The organism is Pseudomonadota bacterium (assembly GCA_041395565.1).
GTDB lineage: Bacteria > Pseudomonadota > Gammaproteobacteria > UBA9214 > UBA9214 > UBA9214.
In genome coordinates, this window is the sequence record JAWLAI010000005.1 from 14,609 (window position 1) to 36,990 (window position 22,382).

At 65.5% G+C, this 22,382-nt stretch carries 15 protein-coding genes; 5 read left to right on the top strand and 10 right to left on the bottom strand.

The features are described 5' to 3' along the window. Positions 1-166: 166 nt before the first annotated feature. The 6 genes from R3F42_07965 to R3F42_07990 form a co-directional block, all read right to left on the bottom strand. Complete coding sequence (locus R3F42_07965; GenBank protein ID MEZ5541964.1) at positions 167-700, bottom strand: sterol desaturase family protein; 534 nt, start codon at positions 698-700, stop codon at positions 167-169. 287 nt (positions 701-987) lie between these two features. Beyond that, a complete protein-coding gene (locus tag R3F42_07970; protein ID MEZ5541965.1) occupies positions 988-1,299 on the bottom strand; it encodes a hypothetical protein in 312 nt (103 codons plus the stop codon). 374 nt (positions 1,300-1,673) lie between these two features. Next, positions 1,674-1,943, bottom strand: a complete 270-nt coding sequence (locus tag R3F42_07975; protein MEZ5541966.1) for a hypothetical protein — start codon at positions 1,941-1,943, stop codon at positions 1,674-1,676. Positions 1,944-2,057: 114 nt separating this feature from the next. Continuing rightward, positions 2,058-3,056 (bottom strand): phosphotransferase, encoded by a 999-nt coding sequence (locus R3F42_07980; GenBank protein MEZ5541967.1) that lies wholly within the window; start codon positions 3,054-3,056, stop codon positions 2,058-2,060. Positions 3,057-3,502: 446 nt separating this feature from the next. Further along, positions 3,503-6,655 (bottom strand): efflux RND transporter permease subunit, encoded by a 3,153-nt coding sequence (locus R3F42_07985; protein ID MEZ5541968.1) that lies wholly within the window; start codon positions 6,653-6,655, stop codon positions 3,503-3,505. A gap of 16 nt (positions 6,656-6,671) precedes the next feature. After that, on the bottom strand, positions 6,672-7,829 hold the full coding sequence (locus tag R3F42_07990) for an efflux RND transporter periplasmic adaptor subunit (GenBank protein ID MEZ5541969.1): 1,158 nt from the start codon (positions 7,827-7,829) through the stop codon (positions 6,672-6,674). Between the two features lie 182 nt (positions 7,830-8,011). On the opposite strand from R3F42_07990, the gene lptD reads away from it, so the two are divergent. The 4 genes from lptD to dmeF are packed head-to-tail and all read left to right on the top strand — an operon-like array spanning position 8,012 to position 13,857. After that, positions 8,012-10,483: an LPS assembly protein LptD gene (lptD, locus tag R3F42_07995; GenBank protein ID MEZ5541970.1), complete on the top strand. Its 2,472-nt coding sequence runs from the start codon at positions 8,012-8,014 to the stop codon at positions 10,481-10,483. A gap of 23 nt (positions 10,484-10,506) precedes the next feature. After that, the gene (locus R3F42_08000) at positions 10,507-11,829 is read left to right on the top strand and encodes a peptidylprolyl isomerase (protein ID MEZ5541971.1); all 1,323 of its coding nucleotides are present in this window, start codon (positions 10,507-10,509) and stop codon (positions 11,827-11,829) included. An 11-nt stretch (positions 11,830-11,840) separates the two neighbouring features. Next, complete coding sequence (gene pdxA, locus R3F42_08005) at positions 11,841-12,860, top strand: 4-hydroxythreonine-4-phosphate dehydrogenase PdxA (GenBank protein MEZ5541972.1); 1,020 nt, start codon at positions 11,841-11,843, stop codon at positions 12,858-12,860. A gap of 22 nt (positions 12,861-12,882) precedes the next feature. After that, a complete protein-coding gene (dmeF, locus tag R3F42_08010; protein MEZ5541973.1) occupies positions 12,883-13,857 on the top strand; it encodes a CDF family Co(II)/Ni(II) efflux transporter DmeF in 975 nt (324 codons plus the stop codon). A gap of 19 nt (positions 13,858-13,876) precedes the next feature. Here dmeF and R3F42_08015 read toward each other — a convergent pair whose 3' ends face one another. Continuing rightward, a complete protein-coding gene (locus R3F42_08015) occupies positions 13,877-14,296 on the bottom strand; it encodes a hypothetical protein (GenBank protein MEZ5541974.1) in 420 nt (139 codons plus the stop codon). Between the two features lie 117 nt (positions 14,297-14,413). Continuing rightward, a complete protein-coding gene (locus tag R3F42_08020) occupies positions 14,414-16,750 on the bottom strand; it encodes a response regulator (GenBank protein MEZ5541975.1) in 2,337 nt (778 codons plus the stop codon). A gap of 925 nt (positions 16,751-17,675) precedes the next feature. On the opposite strand from R3F42_08020, the gene R3F42_08025 reads away from it, so the two are divergent. Further along, entirely contained in the window at positions 17,676-20,555 is a 2,880-nt protein-coding gene (locus tag R3F42_08025; GenBank protein ID MEZ5541976.1) for a PAS domain S-box protein, read from the top strand. Between the two features lie 90 nt (positions 20,556-20,645). On the opposite strand, the gene R3F42_08030 is transcribed toward R3F42_08025, so the two are convergent. Together R3F42_08030 and R3F42_08035 are read right to left on the bottom strand one after the other, a co-directional pair. Continuing rightward, positions 20,646-21,083, bottom strand: a complete 438-nt coding sequence (locus tag R3F42_08030; protein ID MEZ5541977.1) for a secondary thiamine-phosphate synthase enzyme YjbQ — start codon at positions 21,081-21,083, stop codon at positions 20,646-20,648. Positions 21,084-21,180: 97 nt separating this feature from the next. Continuing rightward, positions 21,181-22,356, bottom strand: a complete 1,176-nt coding sequence (locus R3F42_08035) for a ketose-bisphosphate aldolase (GenBank protein MEZ5541978.1) — start codon at positions 22,354-22,356, stop codon at positions 21,181-21,183. Positions 22,357-22,382: the final 26 nt, after the last annotated feature.

The following is a 22,382-nucleotide window of genomic DNA, read 5'->3' on the forward strand; positions in this document are numbered from 1 at the left end:
GTAACTCGGGTGTCTCACGTATCGCTGCTTGTTGGCGAGCGTATAGCGGTCATAGTTCCGTTTCTTTGTCTGCCCCATTCCCTATACCCTCCAGTTGAACGGTTTTCCACTGTCCACTGAAGTGGTGCCAGCTCAGTCCGCCTGGGGCGATTTGTCATACGCAGCATTACTCATAAACATCTTTAAAGAGCAGCATCTCCGCCAACCGCTCCTCATTCCTACCAGGAAATCCACAACGCGGAGAAAAATCGGTTGTGTCCTTGTAAGTTCCAAATATTCGATCCCAGACAGGAATATCACTGAAATTATATTTATGAACGTCTAATTGGTGATGTATTGAGTGTAATTCGGGCGTCTGGACAAAATAACGAAGCCATTTAGGTGACTTGTAATTACCGTGATAGAAGAATTCACCTGTTGCCGCAAAAAAGTTGTACCAGAAGCTGGCCATTAATGAGCAGCCGAGTAACGGGAATATTATTGCAGCACTTAAAAATGCCCCGGTCGCTATTTCAACAGGATGCTTATAAAAAGAGGTAAGGATTTCGATCCTAGACGCTGAATGGTGTATTTGATGGAAAATTTGCCAGAATCCGTTGGCGTGCCTCAGCCTATGCCACCAGTAGAATACAAATGTGCCGACAAACCATGCCACGAAACCTTCAAGAAATGGATTATTCCATACCGCGAAATTGAACACCGACTCTGTACCATAGATGTCATGCCACAGCCGGCCCAAGCCCAGAGTTATTCCAAGCTGGATTATGTTTATTAGGATAGAACGCTTGTACCAGCCCCTAGATCTCGGTAGTTTTCGACCGGGCCTCGCTCTTTCCAATAAAAAAAATGCAGCAGTTGCGCCTGCCGTCATGAACGTCGGAAGTGTGATTGTGCTCAAACCCATAAGCTACGCATTACGTTTGAACTCTGCCGCCGCCGACGGAGCGCCAGCGACGGAGGTGGTCGGCAGGAGTGAAGTGTTAGGCCTCATTCCACAGTTGAGTTAGTAAAACTCACGCCTTCTGTTTCAGGTTGTGGCGGCCCCGCCAATCCACTTGGCTTAAAAATACGCAAGACTACCAACCCAATAAGAATGGCCACCATTGAATAAATAAGTAGCTTGATAATATCGCCTCTGATCTCAGATTCTAATCCACCAGTACCAGTTGCTAAAAAGACCAATGAAAGCCCAAAGAAAATCAAAATTACAACTGCTGCACCAAAAATAGTTTGAATTTCGTCTGTCATTATTTTAACAGCAGAGGCCCACCCAGTAGGTGTTGTCGGAGCATCAGACATTATTCTGTGCCTCCTGACCCTTTTGCACGTCATGAGCAGAAGGCTGCTTCGCTTGACCGATCAACCCCAGCACTAAGCTTCTTATATTCTGGGCCTCCCCCCCAAACTCAAATGCACAACTGTCAAAACTACTGTCCTTTAGCAGGAAATTACCTCGCGTTACCACTATTCGACATCTAAAGAATTTGCATCTGACGTATTCGTTACCATCGAGAACGACCGTCGTGCCCTCGAAATTACAATCTTGAAAATGTGCCATATTTTTTCTCTATGAGGCCTAACTACTATTTGACGGAGTGGGTAAACCTGCCAACAATTGGCAGATCTGTATGTCTAATTTCTGTATATAGCATTCTTGTATGCATATCCAGAAACTAGAAAGCAAAATCCTCGTCCAGGATCCGTTGCTCCAGACCCAGCTCCAGCACCTTGCCATAGGGCAGGTTCCAGGCCATCCGTTCCGGATTCCAGTAGCCACCGGCCTGCTTGACCAGGTCCCGCAGCTCGCGCTCGCCGCAGCCGAGACGGAAATAGACCCGGCGTTGCGCGGGTATCCGCACCCCGGGCAGCCAGTCCTTTTCCTCGACAATGAGTTCGATGGTCTTGTAACGCTTGCAGCGCGCCTTGTCGTAGCGGTAGCGCACGCACACCAGCTGCTCGCCTATTCCCGCAGCAGCTGCCGGGTACCGTTCATGCCGGGTTTCAGCGTTGCCTTGACCTCCATGTTACCGGCACGCCCTCCCTGTGCGGCCTTCCTGCTAGCCGGCGGCTGCCGGCAGTCGCGCCAGCACCTCGTTTTCGACGAATGCGCACAGCGGCACAAGCTCGGGATAGCGGCTGCCCGTGTCGGTGATATACCCGAGCGTGCGCGGGATATCGCCGAGATAGCCCGGCTTGCCGTCGCGGTGGTAGAGGCGCGCGAAAATGCCGCTGGCCTTGAGATGGCGTTGCACGCCCATGAGATCGAACCAGCGCAGGAACTGCGCCGGGTCTTCGTGTTCCTCGCGCAGGATGCCGGTCTGCAGCGCCAGCGCCTGGTAGCCCAGCGCCCACTCCTCCACCCGCGCCCGCGGCCAGGCGATGTAGCAGTCACGCAGCAGCGACACCAGGTCGTAGGTGACCGGCCCGCAGACCGCGTCCTGGAAATCGAGGATGCCGGGGTTGTTGCGCGCCGTCACCATCAGGTTGCGCGAGTGGTAGTCGCGGTGCACGAACACCTGCGGCTGCGCCAGCGCGTTCTCGACCAGCAGCGCAAAGGCGGCATCGAGCAGCGCGTGCTGCGCCGCGTCCAGTTCGATGCCGAGATGCCGGCCCGCCAGCCAGTCGCGGAACAGCTCCATCTCGCGCAGCAGCAGCGCGCGGTCGTAGGGTGGGAGGTTGCCGCAGGCGCAGGTCTGCAGGGTGGCCAGCGCACCGAGGGCGTCGCCGTACAGGCGCTCCACGCTGGCCTCGCCGAGCGCCCCCAGGTATGGCCTGCTGCCCAGGTCCGACAGCAGCAGGAAGCCCTGCGCCAGATCCTCGTCCAGCACCTCGGGCGCGTTCAGGCCGGCATCGACCAGCTGCCGCGCCACCTGGATGAACGGCCGCGAGTCTTCCTTGTCCGGCGGTGCGTCCATGACGATGAAGCTCGCGCCGTCGTGCAGCACGCGGAAATAGCGCCGGAAGCTGGCGTCGCTGGAGGCCGGCGCCAGGGTGTAGTCGGTGAATTCGAGTTCGTTTTCCAGCCAGCGTTTCAGCGCTTCGAGGCGTTGGGGCACGGGTTACCTGCCTGTATAGGGGTGATTTTGCGGCAAAAGATACCGCGTATTTGGCAATGGCGCCACGCTCACCGTGACCGTCATTCCCGCGAAGGCGGAAATGACATGGAATGTAAATTGGCACTGGCAATGCATCACGCCTGTCAGGCATTTCATACGGCGGCCGTGAGACAAACCGGAATCAGGCTTGCGCCGTATATAAAGCTGGCGGACGCAGTCTGCTGCTGCAGCGTTTCCAATGCCATGGACCAACCAGCAATACCCAGTGCCGTCTGCGCCCTCTGTGCTCTCTGTGGCAGTCTTTTGCTTTCTTCGCGCCTTTGCGTCTTTCGGCAACCGCTCCCTGCGTTGCTCTCGGCTCGGGCATCCTGCTTCGCTCTCACGGGCCCATCCATGGACCCGTACCGCCTACATCCCTGTAGTCGTGCGCGAGACCGGGTTTCCTGTTACGCCTCGGTCTTCGGGAACAGCGCCCGGTAGCGCGCGCAGCTCCAGTCGCGCAGGTCGTCGACGATCAGGTAGAAGCTGGGGATGGCGATCAGCACCACGGCGGTGGCGCACAACAGGCCGAAGCCGAGGCTCACGGCCATGGGCGAGAGAAAGGCAGTCTGGCCGGTGGCGAAGAAGATCAGCGGCGAGATCCCGAGGAAGGTGGTGATGCTGGTGAGCAGGATCGGGCGGATGCGCACGCGGCCGGCCTGCACCATGGCCTCGATCCGGTCCAGGCCTTCCGCGCGCAGGCGCTTGGCGAAGTCGATCAGGATGAGCGAGTCGTTCACCACGATGCCGGTCAGCGCGAGGAAGCCGATCGCGGACAGGAACTGCGTGTTGTAACCGAACAGCAGGTGGCCGAGCACGACGCCGATGGCGCCGAAGGGAATGGCGATCATCACCACCAGCGGATCGAGCAGCGAGCGGAACAGCGCGGCGAGGATGAAGAAGATGATGGCCGCCGAGATCAGCAGCGCATCCTTCATGCCGCTGAACGATTCGCTGGCGTCCTTCTTCTCGCCCAGGAACAGCAGCTCGTAGCCGGGCAGGCGCCGGTCGATGTCGCCGAATGCCTTGCGGACCAGCTCGGTGACCTCCAGCGGCGTGGTCACGCTGTCGTCGACGTCGGCGGTGACGATGCCGAGGCGGCGCGTGTCGCGCCGGCTGATGGTGTTCATGCCCCGCCCCGTGCCGATGTCGGCGACGTCGCCCAGGTACACCAGCCGGCCGTCGGCCAGCACCAGCGGCAGCTCGGCCAGGTCGCTGGCATGGCGGATGGCCTCCGGATAGATCACGCGCACCGGCACGCGCTGGTTGCCGCGCGTGACGTGCACGGCCTCGACGCCGAGGAAGCCGGTGCGCACGGCATCGGCCAGGTCGCTCTGCTTCAGGCCCAGCTCGCGGCCGCGCGCGTTGAGCGAGTAGCGGTATTCCAGCTTGCCGGTCTCCAGGTTCTGGCGCACGTCGTGCACCCCGGGCAGACGCTCCAGGTAGTCGACCATGCGCGTGGCCTCGTCGCGCAGCACGCGCACGTCGCGCCCGGCCACGCCGACCTCGATGTCGGCGCCGGCGGGGCCGCCCTGCGGGCGCTGGATGGACATGCGCTGGATGCCGGCCACCGTCGCGAGTTTGTCGCGCAGCTCGTTGATGATCGCCTCGGTCGGACGCGCGCGGCTGCCCGACGCCGAGAAGTCGAGGCTGACCAGCGGCGAGATGTAGCGCTCGATGACGCCCTCGGGCTTGGCCTTCTGCAGGTCCACCACCAGCTGGATGTAGTGACTGCCGATCTGGAAGCGGTTGAAGTCGATGAAGCTGACGCCGACGTTGGTCAGCAGCGTCTTGAGATCCCGTTCGTCCAGCGTGGTCAGGATCACCTGCTCCATGCGGCTCGCCAGCCGCGCGGTGTCCTCCAGGCTGTAGGTCTGCGGCGCCTCGGCGTTGATGAAGAACTGGCCGACGTCGACGTCGTCGAACAACTGGAACGGGATGCGCGTGGCCGCGAAAATGAGCGTCACGACCAGCAGTCCGCTGCTGAACAGGGCGACGAAATAGCGGTTGTCCAGCGTCCAGCGCAGCCAGCCGATGTAGCGCTCCAGCAGCTGGCTCCAGTCGACGACGCGCTCGCCGGACTGGCGCGCCCGCCTGCCCGCGTGCAGCAGCTCGGCGGCGTGCGAGGGCAGCACCCCGAACGCCTCCCACAGCGAGCCGAGCAGCGCCGCACTGACCACCACCGGGATCACCGCGATGAACTCACCCATCACCCCCTTGATGGAGAACATGGGCATGAACGCGGCCACGGTGGTGGCGGTGCTGGCGATCACCGGCCACAGCACCTCGCCGGCCCCCACCCGCGCGGCCTCGTGCGCCGGCCTGCCCTGCTCCATGTGCCGGTACATGTTCTCGGTCACGATGATGGCGTCGTCGACGATCAGCCCGAGCGCGATCAGGAACGCGAACAGCGACACCATGTTGATGGTGTAGCCGAGGTAATACAGCGCCACCACGGCGACCAGGAACGACACCGGGATGCCCATGGCGGTGATCAGCGCCACACGGAAGTTCAGGAACAGGTACAGCGACAGCAGCACCAGCACCAGGCCGACCAGCCCGGAGGACTTGACCAGGTTGAGACGGTTCTTGACGTACACCGAGAGATCGTTGAACAGGCCGACCTGGATGGTCGGCGGCAGCTCGCCGCGCAGCGTGTCGGCGAACGCGTACACGGCATCGGCCACGTCGATGGTGGAGGCGTCGACCGTCTTGGTCACGGTGAGATTGACCGAGGGACGCCCGTTGAAGCGGCCGAGCGTGCGCGCCTCTTCCAGGCGCAGCCGGATGCCCGCGATCTCGCCGAGCCGCAGCTGGCCGCCGCTGGCGTTGCTGCGCACCGCGATGGCACCGATCTCCTCCGGCTGCGGCGCCACGCCCTTGCCGCGCAGCAGGATATCGCCTTCGCGCGCCTTCAGCGAACCGCCCGGCAGGTCGCGCAGGTTGCCGCGCACCGCGGCCAGCACCTCGGCGAGCGCGACCCCGCGCGCGGCGAGCTCGAAGGGATTCACCTCCACCCAGATCTCCCACTCGCGGTCCCCGGCGGCGCCGACGCTGGCGACACCGGGCAGTTTCGCCATGCGCTCCTGCACGCGCTCGGCCTGTTCGTACAGATAGCCGCGCGACACGTCGCCGTACAGGCTCAGACTGATCACCGGGAAGCGCGCCTTCACCCGCACCAGTTCCGGTTCCTCCGCCTCTGCCGGCAGGTCGGTCACCTGGTCGAGCGCGGTCTGCGCGTCGCGCATGTACTGGTCGACGTCGGTGCCGGACTTGAGCTTGATCAGGATCGCGGCCGCCCCCTCGCTGCTGGTCGAGGTGAGTTCGTCGATCTCGGGCATGCCCTCGAACTCCTCCTCGATGGGGATGGTGACCTGCCGTTCCACCTCTTCCGGCGAGGCGCCCTCGAACACGACGCTGATACTGACCGCGTCGAGTTCCACGGTCGGGAACATCTCCTGCGGCATGGCGCGCCAGGCCAGCACCCCGAGGATCACCACGATGCCGAGCAGCAGGTTGGTGACCAGCGGGTTGTTGATGGAATACCGGATCAGCGACATCGCGGCGCTGCGTGCCTCAGGACGCCGTGCGCGGCTGGCGCTCGACGCTCACGCGCTGGCCGTCGCTGAGCGCCGCGACGTCGCGCACCACGATCAGCGCATCCCGGTCGATGCCGCGCCGGATCTCCTGCCAGGCGCCGACCCGGTGACCGGGCACGACCGCGACCCGCTCCAGGGTGTCGCCATTGAGCCGGAACACGAAGCTCTGTCCTTCGTCGTACAGCACGGCCGTGGCCGGCACCGCCACCACCTGCTGCAGGGGCTGCAACGGCAGCCGCACCTGCGCGACCTGTCCGGGGCGGGCGGGTCCGGCGGCGAGGCGCACGCGCAGTGCGTGCGTGAACGTGACCGGGTCCGGGTCCAGCTGCAGGGAATGCACCGTGCCGGGCAGGGTCGCGCCGTCGACCTGCACCTCGACCGGCTGCCCCTGGCCGAGCGCGGCCGCCACCTCGCCGCGCACCTCGACATACAGGTCGAGGCTGGCGGCATCGACCAGGTCGACGACCGCCTGGCTCGGGGTGACGTAGTCGCCGGCCTGGGCCTCGACCCGGTTCACGGTCCCGGCGAACGGCGCCCGCAGCTCGGTGCGCGCCAGGTTGCGGGCGGCACGATTGCGCGCCGCCTCCTTCAGGGCGAGCCGGGCATCCGCTGTGGCCGTGCTGGCCTTGAGCTGGGCGACCTCGGATTCCAGCCGGATCAGCTGGATGCGCACCTCGTCCAGGTGCGATTTGGAGACCAGCGCATCCGCGCCGAGCTGTTCCAGCCGCTTGAGATCGTTGTCCTGCAGCGCCTGGTTACGGCGCGCCAGCACCAGCAGCTCGCGGTCGCGCTCGATGTGGCGGCGCTCCTGCGCGAGCTGGGCCTCGGCCTCGGCCAGTGCGTCCGCGTAGTCGCCCGCCGTCAGGGCCAGCAGCAGCTCACCCGCCGTCACCGCCTGGCCGGGCTCGACCGCGCGCGCGGCCACCTGTCCCGCCAGCTCGAAGTGCAGCGCCGCCTGCCGCGCGGGCTCCAGCCGCCCGCTCACCGTCGCCACGGGCTGCAGGTCGTGCAGACCGACCGCAGCGACGGACACGCGCGTGGGCAAGGCCTCGCGCAGCTCGGCCTCCTGTTCCGGCGCGGTCAGCAGGAGCAGGGCGGCGAGCGCGGCCAGGCCCAGCAAAAGCATGCGCTGCATGGGTGACTTGATTGCTAACACACTGATTATAAATTAATTGAAAGTAACGCCATTCTATGCGATTTTACCTCGCGTCTGCCATCCGGCCGGCCGCCGATTCCAGGATCACGTTAGCTCTGTTCAATGCGCCCCAGCCCGTCGCGATTCCGCCCTTCCTGCCCGACCGCCCGGATACCCGCCGCATGAACCGGCTGCCCGCACTCTCCCTGCTCACGCTCACGCTGCTGACAGCACAGCAATCGCCGGCGGCGACAGGCTGGGACTGCCGGCAGCAGGCGGACGGCACCTGGGATTGCGACGCCGGCACGACCCCGCCGGCGGCAGCGGACGCACAAACCGCGCCGGAGCGCAGCGATGCGCCGGTGGCAGCGGACGCACAAACCGCACCGGAACGCAGCAGCGCGCCGGTGACGGCGCCGGCCGAAACGGCAGCCGCTGCCGACGCCCAGGCAACGGCCCCGGCACCCGTGGCAACCCCAGCCGCGCCGGCGGCGGCCGCCGCAACGGGCGGCAAACCGGACCGCTGGGCATTGTGTCCGCCGATCATGCCGGAAGCCTGGACGGGCGTCAGTCCGACCGCCGCCACGACCGGAATTGTCGACCTGGAAGCGGACACCGCGGCCGCGAGTGCCGACCGCGTGATCACCCTGAGCGGCGACGCGGTGATCCGCTACGACGATCGCCAGCTGCAGGCCAGCGACATCATCTACCGGCAGGATGCCGGCGAGGTCGAGGCCAGCGGCGGCATCCGCTACGCGGGGCCCGACCTGGTGGCGAGCGGCGAGTCCGCGCTGCTGCAGACCGGCGCCCAGCGCGGCACCCTGCGCGGGATCACCTACGCCCTGCCGCGGCAGCACGCGCGCGGCGGCGCCAGCCTGCTCACCCTGGAGGGTGCCGGGCGGCTGCGCCTGGAGCAGGCCTCCTACACCACCTGCGCCCCCGGCAACCGCGACTGGCTGCTGTCGGCCGGCGAGGTCGACATCGATCACAATGAGGGGACCGTGACCGCCCGCAACGCGCGGCTGACGTTCAAGCAGGTGCCGATCCTGTACACCCCCTATATCAGTTACCCGCTGGACGACCGGCGCAAGAGCGGGCTGCTGTTCCCCAAGATCGGCACGACCGACCAGACCGGCATCGACATCAGCGTGCCCTGGTACTGGAACATCGCGCCGGATCGCGACGCCACCATCACCCCGCGCATCATGAGCAACCGCGGCACCATGCTGGCCGGCGAATTCCGCTTCCTCACCCCGCACAGCAACGGCACCCTGAACGCGGAATACCTGCCCTCGGACAGCCAGTTCAACAATGAAGACCGGCGTTACGTCAGCCTCTACCACTACGCCAATCCGCAGCCGCGGCTGGAGACCTTCATCCAGGCCGGCGATGTCTCCGACCCGTTCTACTTCGGCGACCTCGGCAGCACCCTGGTGGCCTCCAGCCAGACCAGCCTGGAGCGCACCGCGCACGCCATCTGGCACGGCAGCGGCTGGAACCTGGGGCTGACCGTGCAGGACTTCCAGAACCTGGACACCACGCTGGCATCGGTCGACCAGCCCTACCGGCAACTGCCGCAGATCGTCTACGAACTGGTCCCCGCCCGGCGCTTCCTGGGCCTGCGCAGCTCGGTGCTGGCGGAACTCAACTACTTCACCCACAGCGACGAGACCCTGGTCAACGGGACCCGGCTCGATATCCAGCCGCGCCTGAGCCTGCCGCTGCGCCGCGCCGGCTGGTACGTGGAACCGGCGCTGAGCGTGCGCCACACCCGCTACGCCCTGGACAACGTCGGCCCCGGTCTGGACGACAGCCCGACCCGCACCACGCCGGTCTACAGCCTGGACGCCGGCAGCTTTTTCGAGCGCAACGGCAGCTGGGGCGACAAACCCTACATCCAGACGCTGGAGCCGCGCCTGTATTACCTCTACGTCCCGGAGCGCAGCCAGAACGACCTGCCGGTGTTCGACACCGGCAACTACGATTTCAATTTCTGGACCCTGTTCCGCGACAACCGCTTCAACGGACCGGACCGCATGGGCGATGCCAACCAGCTGGCGCTGGCGCTGACCTCGCGCTTCCTCGATCCGGCCAGCGGCCGGCAGCTGCTCGGCATGAGCCTGGGTTCGCTGTTCTATTTCCGCGACCGTACCGTGACCCTGCCGGGCGACACCGCCGACCTGACCTCGAGTTCGGACATCATCGGCGAGCTGTCGCTGGCGTTGACCCGCCACTGGACGGCCCGTGGCGAGGTGCTCTGGAATCCGCACGAATCCCGCACCGAGCGCAGCAACTACCACCTGCAGTACCGTCTCGACCAGCGCCGGCTCATCAACCTGGGCTACCGCTTCCGCGATGCCATCCAGGAACAGACCGACGTTTCCTTCCTCTGGCCGCTCGGGCAGTCCTGGCACCTGGTCGGCCGCTGGTACTACGATCTCACGGCGAGTGAAACTATCGAGACGCTCGGCGGTCTGGGTTACGAGCGCTGCTGCTGGGGTGTGCAGCTGCTGGCCCGCAACTACATCAACAACGACGGCAGCACGCGCACCAACGCCGTGTTCCTGCAGCTGGAATTCAAGGGGCTGGGCAAGCTCGGCACCAGCGTCGATGACGCGCTCGAACGTGGTATTCTTGGCTACCAGGCCGACTGAACGCAGCACCCGAACCGACACCTATGAAACATCACCTCATCACGGCGCTCCTGCTGTCGCTCGCCCTCGGCAGCGCCGGCCTGCACGCCGCCGACAGCACCGAACCGACGCCCGGCGCCGGCGAGTCCCTGCTGAACCGCATCGTCGCCGTCGTCAACGACGGCATCATCGTCTCCAGCGAGCTGGACCAGGCCATGGCGAACGTCAGCGCCCAGCTGCAGGGCAAGGGCACCCCGCTGCCGCCCCGCGACGTGCTGGAGAAGCAGGTGCTGGAACGGCTGGTGGTTGAAAAGCTGCAACTGCAGCTGGCCGAGACCAACGGCATGACCATCGACGACAGCGCGCTGAACAACGAGGTGCAGGATCTCGCCCGCCGCAACGGCATCTCGGTGGCCGAATTCCGCGCCGTGCTCGAACGTGACGGTTTCAGCTACGCCGCCTTCCGCGAGGATCTGCGCCGCCAGCTGCTCATCCAGGAACTGCGCCGGCAGATGGTCGGCAACCGCATCCGCGTGACGGACCAGGAGATCGACAACCTGCTGGCCGCGCTCAAGGCCAGCGGCACGGGCGATGTGGAGTACCATCTGGCGCACATCCTCGTCGCGATTCCGGAGGCCGCCAGCCCGGAGCAGGTGCAGGCCGCGGAACGCAAGGCCACGGACATCCTCGGGCGCCTGCGCGCGGGTGCCGATTTCACGCAGACCGCCATCGCCGAGTCGGACGCCCAGACCGCGCTGGAAGGCGGCGATATCGGCTGGCGCAGTCTCGGCCAGATGCCGGAACTGTTCATCGAGCCGCTCAAGGACATGCACACGGGAGACATCTCGACCCTGATCCGCAGCCCCGGCGGTTTCCATATCATCAAGCTGCTCGAGAAGCGCGGCGACGAACGCCACATCATGCGCCAGACCCACGTCCGCCAGATCCTGCTCAAGGAAGACGACCTGCACAGCGACACGGACAACGCAGACCGCATCCGGCAGCTGGAGCTGCGTCTGCGCGGCGGCGAGGATTTCGCGACGCTGGCGCGCTCCCATTCGCAGGACACGCTCACGGCGGCCAAGGGTGGCGATCTCGGCTGGCTCGGACCGGGCGACACCATCCCGGAGTTCGAGAGCGTCATGAACGGGCTCGCGCCGGGCGAGATCAGCGCGCCGCTCCATACCCGTTACGGCTGGCACCTGATCCAGGTACTGGAATACCGCGACCGCGATGACACGGTAGAGTTCGAGCGCAACCGCGCAAAGAACCTGATCCGCTCGCGCAAGTACGACGAGGAACTGGTGCTCTGGCTGCGGCGCCTGCGCGACGAGGCCTACGTGGAGTTCCGCCTCACCGAGAGCTGACGCCCCTCCCCTTGTCCGGCACCGTCCTCCGCATTGCTGTCACGCCCGGCGAACCGGCCGGCATCGGCGCCGACCTGTGCCTGCTGGCGCAGCCGCACCTGCCCGCGGACATCGAGCCGGTCTATATCTGCGATCCCGCGCTGCTCGAGGACCGCGCCGCCCGGCTCGGGCTGCCGGCGCGCATCCACCGTTTCGACCCGGCAGCGGCCCCGCGCCCGGCCACCCCCGGCACGTTCTGCGTGGCCGAGGTCGCCCTGCACGCGCCCGTGAGCTGCGGGGTCGCCGCTCCCGGCAATGCCCGCTACGTGCTCGACACGCTGGATCGCGCGGTGGCCGGCTGCCGGGACGGGCAGTTCGCCGCCCTGGTGACGGGGCCGGTGCACAAGGCCGTGATCAACGACGCCGGCATCCCCTTCAGCGGCCACACCGAGTATCTCGCGGCACGGACCGGGTGCGCGGAGGTCGTCATGCTGCTCACCGCCGGCAGTCTGCGCGTGGCCCTGGTGACCACCCATGTGCCGCTGGCGGCGGTCAGCGGCCTGATCACCCGCGCGCGGCTGCGGCGGGCGCTGCACATCCTGCACCACGACCTGCGCACGCGCTTCGGCATCGCGCGGCCGCGCATCCGGGTATGCGGGCTCAACCCGCACGCCGGCGAGGGCGGCCATCTCGGCCGCGAGGAGATCGAGACCATCATCCCGGTCATGGACGAACTGCGCGCCGCGGGCATGGACCTGGCCGGCCCGCTGCCCGCCGACACGGCGTTCACGCCGGCGGGCATCGCGGCCGGTGACGCCTTCCTGACCATGTACCATGACCAGGGGCTGCCGGTGCTCAAGCACGTCGGCTTCGGCCGCGCGGTCAACATCACGCTGGGACTGCCGCTCATCCGCACCTCGGTCGATCACGGTACCGCGCTGGAGCTGGCCGGCACCGGCCACGCCGATACCGGCAGCCTGCTGGCCGCCGTGCGCTGCGCGGCGGACATGGCCCGCCGCGCGGCCGGCGCAACGGATGCGGACGATGCCTGAGCACGGCCAGCCGCCGCGGGAACTGCACGGCCACACGCTGCAGCAGCTGCAGCACCGGCACGATTTCTCGGTGCACGACAGCCGGGCCGAGCGGCGCACCTACCTGGTGTTGCTGCTCACCGCGCTGACCATGGTGGTCGAGATCGCCGCCGGCAGCCTGTTCGGCTCGATGGCGCTGCTGGCGGACGGCTGGCACATGGGCACACACGTCGCCGCCTTCATGATCACCGTGTTCGCCTACCGCCACGCGCGCCGGCACGCCGACAATCCCGACTACTCCTTCGGCACCGGCAAGGTCAGCGTCCTGGGCGGCTACACCAGCGCGATCGTGCTGGTGGTGGTGGCGCTGCTCATGCTGCTGGAATCGGTACAGCGCCTGTTCCTGCCGCAGGCCATCCACTTCAACGAGGCCATCATGGTCGCCGCGATCGGTCTGCTGGTGAACGTCGTCAGCGCCCTGCTGCTGAAGGACGGCCATACCCATGCGCCCGCGGCGGAGCCCGACCACGAGCACGAGCACGCGCACCGGCATCATCACGACCACAACCTGCGTGCCGCCTACCTGCACGTGCTGGCCGACGCGCTGACCTCCGTGCTGGCGATCACGGCCCTGCTCTGCGGCAAGTATCTTGACTGGAACTGGCTGGATCCGGTGATGGGCGCGGTGGGTGCGTGCATCATCGCACGCTGGTCATACGGTCTGCTGGCGCAGACCGGTCCGATCCTGCTCGATGCCAGCATCGACAGCGGGCGCCAGCAGGCCATTCGCAGCGCCATCGAACACGACGCCGACAACCGGATCGCCGACATGCACGTGTGGAAGGTCGGCGCCAACGACTACGCGGCGATCATCGCGCTGGTGACGCACGTTCCACGCCCGGCGGAACATTACCGGCAGCTGCTCGCCGGTTTCGCGTGGCTGTCCCATGTCACCATCGAGGTCAACGCGTGCGTGGACGCGCCGTGCGCGCTCCCCGGTCCCGGTCCGCACACCTGAGGGCGCAGCGCGCGGGCGCTCAGTAACTGCCGGGAACGATGCCGTGGCGGCTCAGCCAGTCGCTGTCCAGCTGCCAGCGCACCTGGCCGGCCTTGCCCGTCTCCAGCACCCGAGCGCGGGCGCGCTCCTGCAGGCGCGCCATTTCCAGCTGTGCCTGCTGCAGCGCGGGATCGTCATCCGCCAGCGGCGCCAGCGCCGGGAACAGCAGACCCAGCGCCCGCACGGCAGGAAACTCGGCGCTGCGCGGCGTACCCATGACGGCGACGCCGTGCTCGAGCGCCAGCACCCGGAAGCGGTAGGGATAGGCGGCCAGCGCGGGGTCTGCCTCGAGCACCGCGTTCAGCGCCGCCACCTCCGGGTTCTCGTAGAGGACCCAGCACAGCAGCGCCAGTACCACGGCACCGAGCAAGAGACTGTAGTTGCGCGTGAACCTGTCCATGGGAGCCCCTGTCCGCCGTTGCCGCGACCGGGAGCGGTCGTGGGCACGGCATTGCGCATTGTCCCGGTGTTCCCCGGCTGCTGTCCAGCGGCCGGAACCGGCTCGCGGCGGTGCGCATCAGCCCTGCGCGCGCCGGGCGTCGGCGCGATCCCCGAGCCAGCGCGCGAGGACGGCATACAGGTCTTCCGTACCGAAGGGCTTGCTCAGGTAATCGTCCATGCCGGCATCCTGGCACTGATCCTGGATCCCCTTCTGCACGTCCGCCGTGAGTGCGATGATCGGCGTACGCGCACGGCCGGATGCCGCCTCCCGCGCACGGATCGCGCCAGCCGCATCGAAACCGTCCATGACCGGCATGTGGCAGTCCATCAGGATCATGCTGTAGTCGGTCGCGGCTTCGTGTGCGAGCGCCTCCTGCCCGTTCATGGCCACATCGACCGTGAAACCGAGCACCTCCAGCATGGAAATCGCGACGGTCTGGTTGACGAGATTGTCCTCGGCCAGCAGGATGCGCCGGCCCTGGCCCAATTCCGCCGCCCCCCCGGCCGCTGCCGGGGCGTCCAGTCCGGCCGCCAGCGCAAGCAGCCGCTCCTGCAGCTGCGCGAACGGCGCGGGCTTGCTCAGATAGGCATCGATACCCGCCGCACGCAGGGCCGCATCCTCCCTGTCCTCGGGGTGCGCGGAAAACATGAGCAGGCGAATCGCCGCGATGCGCGCATCGGCGCGGATGGCGCGTGCCAGCGCGAAACCGTCCATTCCCGGCAGCTTGCGGTCGATGATCGCCAACGCGAAGGGCCGGCCGCTGGCGCCGGCCGCCTGCAGCAGCTGCAGGGCCATGGCGGCACTGCCCGCAGCGTCTGCTTCCATCCCCCACTCCGACAGCTTGCGCAGCAGCAGGCTGCGGGTCGGTGCGTTGTCGTCAACCACCAGGACGCGCAACCCGGCGAGCCCGGTCATGTCCGCCTGCCGCTCCGACGCGGCGAGATCACGTGCCAGGCGCACGGTAAAGTGGAAGGTCGAACCCAGCCCCGGCTGACTCTGCACGCCGATCTCACCGCCCATCAGCTCCACCAGCTGGCTGCTGATCGCCAGCCCCAGCCCGGTGCCGCCGTATCTGCGGGTATTCGAACCGTCCACCTGGGTGAAGGCATCGAAGATGCGCGCCTGCAGGGCCGGATCGATCCCCACGCCGGTATCCTGCACCTCGAATCGCAGCAACACACCGGCAGCGTTCTCCTCCTGCACCCGGACCCGCACCGTGATGCTGCCCTGTTCGGTGAATTTGACGGCGTTGCCGACCAGGTTCAGCAGCACCTGGCGCAGGCGCAGCTCGTCGCCGATCAGCCGCAGTTGCCGCGCCGCAGGGAGATCCGCGAGTAGCGCCACCTGCTGTGCGCGCGCCTGCTCCGCGACCACCTGCAGCACGCTCTCGATGATCTCGTCGAGTAGGAACGCGGCACGCTCCAGCTTCAGCTTGTTCGCCTCGATGCGGGAAAAATCCAGGATGTTGTTGATCACGCCCAGCAGGATCTGGCCGGAACTGTGCGCGGTCTGGGCATACTGCCGCTGCCGCTGCGACAGCTCGGTGCCGAGCAGCAACTCGGTCATTCCCAGCACACCGTTCATCGGGGTACGGATCTCGTGGCTCATGGTGGCCAGGAACTCGCTCTTGGCACGGTTCCCCGCCTCGGCTGCGAGCTTGGCATGGTTCAGCTCGGCGGTGCGCGCCTGCACCTCGGCCTCCAGGTTCTGCCGGTGCCGCTCCAGTGCCTGCTGCGCCTGCCTGCGCTCGGCCACCTCGTGTTCCAGGCTCGCATTCAGGTGTTCGGCCTTGCGCTTCTCTTCGGTGAGATTGACGGCCAGTTCCTGGTTCTCGAACTGCAGCTCGAGGCTCTTCACCAGGGTATCGTGCAGATTTTGCACCGCGCGCAGCATGAGCAGGGTGTAGATACCCAGACCGAGGCCGAGCAGCATGTGCTTGCTGTCGCCCTGCAGCACCATCAGGCCGATGAGCACCCCCATGGGCGGCAGGCTGTACAGCCGCATCGCGACCGGGAAGGAGATCATCACCGGTACCGATCCCGAAATGACACCGACCACCAGCAGGACTATCAGCATGCGGATCCAGATATCCTCGCTGAACCCGATGACGACCAGGAACGTCCAGCCCACGCCCAGCAGCACGGTGGCCGCGATGTAGTACCGCGCCCAGAACCGCGCGCGCTGGTTAGCGTCCAGACTCCTGCCATGCCAGGCCAGCAAGCCCGCGCGCAGTGCCACCACCGACACCATGTAGCCATACCAGCCGATCACCTGCCAGGGCGGTATCGCGCCCCAGAGGATGAAGAACGAGACGCTGCAGGCGACCACTATCGTCACGTTGGACAGCGCGCCGTTCGCATACAGCAGTTGCGTGCGTCTGATGTCAACCTGGTGCTGTATGTTGCTGTTCATGCTTATAACCCTAAGGCCGTTCACTGCGCCGCCCCAAGCCCGGAGAGGAGACAGGCCTGCAGCGCAGCGCGGTCTTGTGCCTGCCGGTTTCACCGCGGTGGCATGGATGGCGCCGCGTAGCCGTACCGGCAGTCAGCCGTGACGCGGCGTTCTGTACCGGTACGATCCGGTTGGGAAGTAACTCATGAACTGCCTGCCGCGCGGCCTGCACGGAACGCCGGGAACCGGCAACCGCCTGCAAAGAGGCCTGCCGCGCAATGCGAGCCAGAGCGGGCCGGCGCCCTGTTCCAGGCAGCCTGATCATCTGGGCAACTTCCATTTCACCCGGGAGTGTCTGCAACCATTGATTGATCGTCACCTGCGCCTAACTTCTTGAACGGGAATCACATCCACGTCTGCATACCGGCGTGGACAGGGGCCTGCGCGCACCGGCCGCCGCCATATATTGCCCGCGAACGGGCAGCTAATATGGCGTAATAGCTCAAGATTACTCGCAGCAGGTCCGATGCCAGTCTGCCGAGCCAGGCGACAGCGAATCAGGGATGACCGCATGCATGCGATCGACACGCCCCTGGGCATGAGAGCAATACAACCGCAGCACATGCCAATCAGGGTGGCGGCTGTGGCCCGGCGCTCGACCTTGCGCCCTGCCGGCGAATTACCCAGTGCGGGCGCGGGATTGCGCGGCCGCAGGAAAATATCCGGCACTGCGCGGTACACTTCCCTTGCGGCACCCAGGCACCGGCGCGAACGGAATCGCCTGGCGCCCGACCGCCCTGCATGCAGACGGTTAGTTGCCGCGTGTCATGCGCGACCGACGTCGTCCGCGCCAAGGGTGCCTGTGTCCGGTTGCTGCATTCGGCAGCTGCAGCCGGCCTGTGACCCGTGACGCCACCCTGACATGGATACCGAGGGGGAGAACCTGATGGAACGCGAACATGTGCTGTCAGTGCTGTATGACCTGGCCCTGACGATCGGCGGAGAAACCCGGATCGACGCACTGTTCGGCAAGGCGCTGCAACGCCTCCTCTATCACACCGCGTTCCCGGCCGGCCTGGTCCTCACTGACATACAGCACACCGGCGCTGCCGCCTGCGGCCGCATCGTGAGCGTGAGCGGCGATCATCGGCTGAAGCAGCGTGTTGGACAGGTGATCGCACTCGACCCGGTGCTTGCCGGCGACACGATCGAGCTACTCGATGCGGACACGTTGTCCGCCGACCTCAACGACAATGGGCAGTATCGCCACGGCCTGAAACTCCCGGTTGACGGGGCCACCCTCATCCTGCTGCTGGCGGTGCAGCCGACCGCGCACAGCCTGCCTCTGGCACAGACCTTCAGACCGGTACTGGAAAATCTTTCCAGGTCCATCATGCTCTGCCGCAGCGGCGGACTGCACACCCGCGCGCCGGAGCAAGATCGGGACCGGGCGCGCTCGGAGCTGGCCGCCGAACTCGCGCATTCCGAGCATGCCAGGACCCTGCTACGCAGCCTGAACGATACCATTCCCGATCTGGTATGGTTGAAGGATCCGGACGGCATCTATCTCGCCTGCAACCGCGCATTCGAAGGACTCTACGGCGTCCCGGAAACAAGCCTGCTCGGACACAGCGACTATGACTTCGTCAGCCGGGAACTTGCTGATTTCTTTCGCGCGAACGACCGCGCCGCGCTCGCGGCCGGCAGCCCGAGCGTGAACGAGGAATGGCTCACCTTCGCAGCCACCGGCTACCGCGGCCTGTTCGAAACCATCAAGACACCGCTCAAGACGGAGGCAGGCAAGGTGCTCGGCGTCCTCGGCATCGCCCGCGACATTACCGCGCGCAAGGCTGCAGAGGACGCCCTGCGTGCGAGCGAGGAACGCTTCGAGCTGGCTATGCGCGCGGCCAATGACGGGCTGTGGGACTGGGACATGCAGTCAGGTGCCGTGTATTACTCACCGCGCTGGAAATCCATGCTCGGCTATGCCGATGACGAACTGGAAAACGCATTCAGCACATGGGAGCGGCTGGTCGATGCCGATGACCGGCAGCGGACACTGGCAATGATCGAGCACTGCATCGCCAGCATATCCGAGGGGTTCGTCACCGAATTCCGCATGCGCCACAGGCAGGGACACTGGGTACACATACTGTCACGCGCAATCATGGTGCGCGATTCCGCGGGCAAGCCGCTGCGTATGGTCGGTACCCACGTGGATATCTCCGAACGCAAGGCAGCGGAACAGGCCGTGGTAGAGAAGGAGAAGGCCGAGGCGGCAGACCAGGCCAAGAGCCAGTTCCTTGCCAACATGAGCCATGAAATTCGCACGCCACTCAATGGGGTACTCGGCTTGGCGAAAATGGGCGAGCGCGGGGTCACTCCGGAAATGGCGCTCGAACTGTTCCGCAAGATCGGCATCGCCGGCAAGCACCTGCTGCATGTCGTCAACGACATACTCGACTTCTCCAAGATCGATGCGGGCAAACTCACCGTGGAAAAGCACCCCTTCCTCCTGGTGAACTCGGTGCACAATGCAGCGAACCTGGTGCGGAATCAGGCGGAGGACAAGCATCTGTCGCTGGCGCTGCACCTGGAAGACGGGCTGCCGGAGTGGGTTGAAGGCGATGCCCTGCGCCTGGAGCAGATCCTGGCCAACCTGCTCTCCAATGCCGTGAAATTCACCAACCATGGAAGGATCACCCTGGCGGTGAGTACCGCGCATGAGCGCCTGCTGTTCCGGGTCACCGACACGGGTATCGGCATGACGGAATCACAGCTGAGCCGTCTGTTCAAACCGTTCGAACAGGCGGATAACTCCACCTCCAGACGTTTCGGCGGCAGCGGTCTGGGCCTTGCCATCAGTTACAGTCTGGCCAGACTCATGGGCGGCGCTCTGCAGGCCGGCAGCCAGCCTGGCGCAGGCAGCGAATTCACCCTGTCCCTGCCGCTGATACCCACACACGGGGTTGTCGAACAGGACAGCCCCATCCACGTTCATGCAGGCGCCCGCCTGCAGGGATTGCGCCTGCTGGCTGCCGAGGATGTCGAAATCAACCGGCTGGTGCTGGCGGAAATGCTGGAGCGCGAAGGTGCGTCGGTAAGTTTCGCCGAGAACGGCTGCAAGGCATTGGCTGCGCTCAAGGACCGTGGCGCATCCGGCTTCGACGCCATCCTGATGGACGTGCAGATGCCGGATATGGATGGCTACGAGGCAACCCGGCAGATACGGTTGCTGGCGCCGGCACTGCCGGTGATCGGACTGACTGCACATGCCCTGGCAGAAGAGCGCGAGAAATGCTTTGCCTCGGGCATGGCCGACCACGTAAGCAAGCCGTTCGACGAGGATCAGCTTATCGCCACCCTGCTGCGGCACGTGCCACGCCCGTCCGCCAGCGGCAGCGGCGTCGCAGATCAGAATGCCGCTTGCGACCTGCCACCCCCGTTCTCGCCGGTCACCATGATCGACTGGGAAACACTGGCGCTACGGTTCAACAACAACCATGCCATGCTCGACAAGATCATCGCAGCCGCATGCAGGACGCTGGCGGGCTCCCCGCAGGAGCTGCGGCAGGCCGCCTGCGCGCGCGACCCCGCCGCGCTCAGCCGGATTGCCCATGGGTTGAAGAGCGTGACGGGAAACCTTGCGGCCATGCACCTCTCCGAACTGGCCGCGCAGATTGAGATCAGCGCACGCGATCGCAGTGATGACGCCGGCGTGCTGGCTGACACGCTAGCCGATCAGATCGAGCTGCTCCTCGGCGAGCTGACACGGCGGCAGCAGGCGGCCACGGGCCAGCCGTCCCGCAACAGCGGCAGTTCATGATGCCATGCAGGTGACAAGCGTGGATGCCGCCCGCCGGCCGTTCATTCCGCCGCGGGATCAGGAAAGTGTACGCCGCCCCCGGGTACGCGCCTAGGCGCCATAGACCGACACGCGCACCTGGCGCTGGCGCGGCCCGTCCAGCTCGTACAGCAGCACCGACTGATAGCGGCCCAGCACGAGTTCACCGGCTGCGAGCGCTATGACCTCCGAGCTTCCCAGCAGCATGGCCGCCAGGTGCGAGTGGGCATTCTCCGGTTCATCGGGCGGGCAGTCACGCAGCGCAATATCGTTATGCAGATACTTGTCGGCAGGCGGAATCAACCGGCCGAGGAAGGCCTTCACATCCTCCAGCAGGCGTGCTTCGTACTCATTGATACCGATGGCGGTGGTGCTGTGCTGGGACGTGACGGTTACAAAGCCGTCCTGTATGCCCGAGGCGCGCACCGCCGCCCGCAGGTCGGGCATGAGATCGTGCACGGCAATGCCCGCCCCGCTGGCAACCTCGATGGTACTGGCATGAATTTTCATAGCGCACATCCACGTTGACTGCGCAGGCCGCAGCGCAAGGCTGCTGACCGCGGGATTCGGCGGCATCGTAGCCGCCGGCAACGCCGTGAAGCGCCGCTCAATACTCCAGATAATCGATACTGATCCGGTCGCCCGCAACGGGTCGGAACAGACGGTTGGCGAAGTCCGCATGATCGGGGTGTTCGCGATAGCTGTCGATCACCTTTTCATGCACGAATTCGATCAGCCAGCTGAAGCGGTATTTTGCATCATTCCGAACCGCCTTGCCGGTTATGACCCGGCGCACGCCCGGTATTCGGCTCAACACCCGCTTGCCTTCTTGCATCATGGCCGCAATTTCGGCTTCGTCCCCGCCATCCACGTTGTAGATGATGACGTGATGCACCGGCCGCCAGGCTGCGGCAACGGCAAGTACCGCATCGGCCTGGCCTGCCGAACCCCACAGATCCATGCAGCGTTCGATCTCGGCACGCATGGCGTCCTGGATACCGTCGACGATCCCCGTATAGCCACGGCGTGCGTCAGCAGCCGCATTGTCACGCATGCGCGCGCCGGCGGCATCGGCCAGCGCGGTGTAATAGTTGATCTTGCTGACACCGTTCGCGATCAGCTGCCGGAACTGATCATCCGACAGTCCCGTGCCGCCATGGATGACCAGCGGGATCTGCAAGCGTTCGTTGATCGCGCGCAGGCGTTCAAAATCGAGCACCGGCACACCCTGCATGCGGCCGTGCACGGTCCCAATCGAAACAGCGAGAAAGTCCACACCGGTCTCCTGCACATAGGCAGCCGCCTCTTCCACCGAGGTGTAAACCACAGCACCGGGATGCTTCTCTGCATCCTCACCCTCCACACCGGCCACGTAGCCCAGCTCACCCTCGACCGGCACGCCGCAGGCATGCGCCATGTTCACGATCTGTCGCGTGCGGCTGACATTCATGGCAAAGGCCTCGTGGGAGGCGTCCACCATGACGCCGGTGCAGCCGAGATTTATCGCCCGCACCGCCGAGTCGAGGGAGGCGCCGTGATCCAGGTGAATGGCCACGGGTATCCTGCTGCGCCTGGCCGCCGCCTCGCACGCCGCCATGGCCAACTCGAAGTCGTAGTACTCGAAATGCGATTCCGCCAGCGAGAGGATTACCGGTGCGCGCCGGGACTCGGCGGCCGCGATGATCGCCTCGAGGAAATCCAGGCTTACCAGGTCGAAACCTCCCACGGCATAACCGTTTCGGTAAGCGTGTTGCAGCATATCGCGCATAGTTACCAGCGGCATAAGCGATTACCCTTTGCTATGGAACC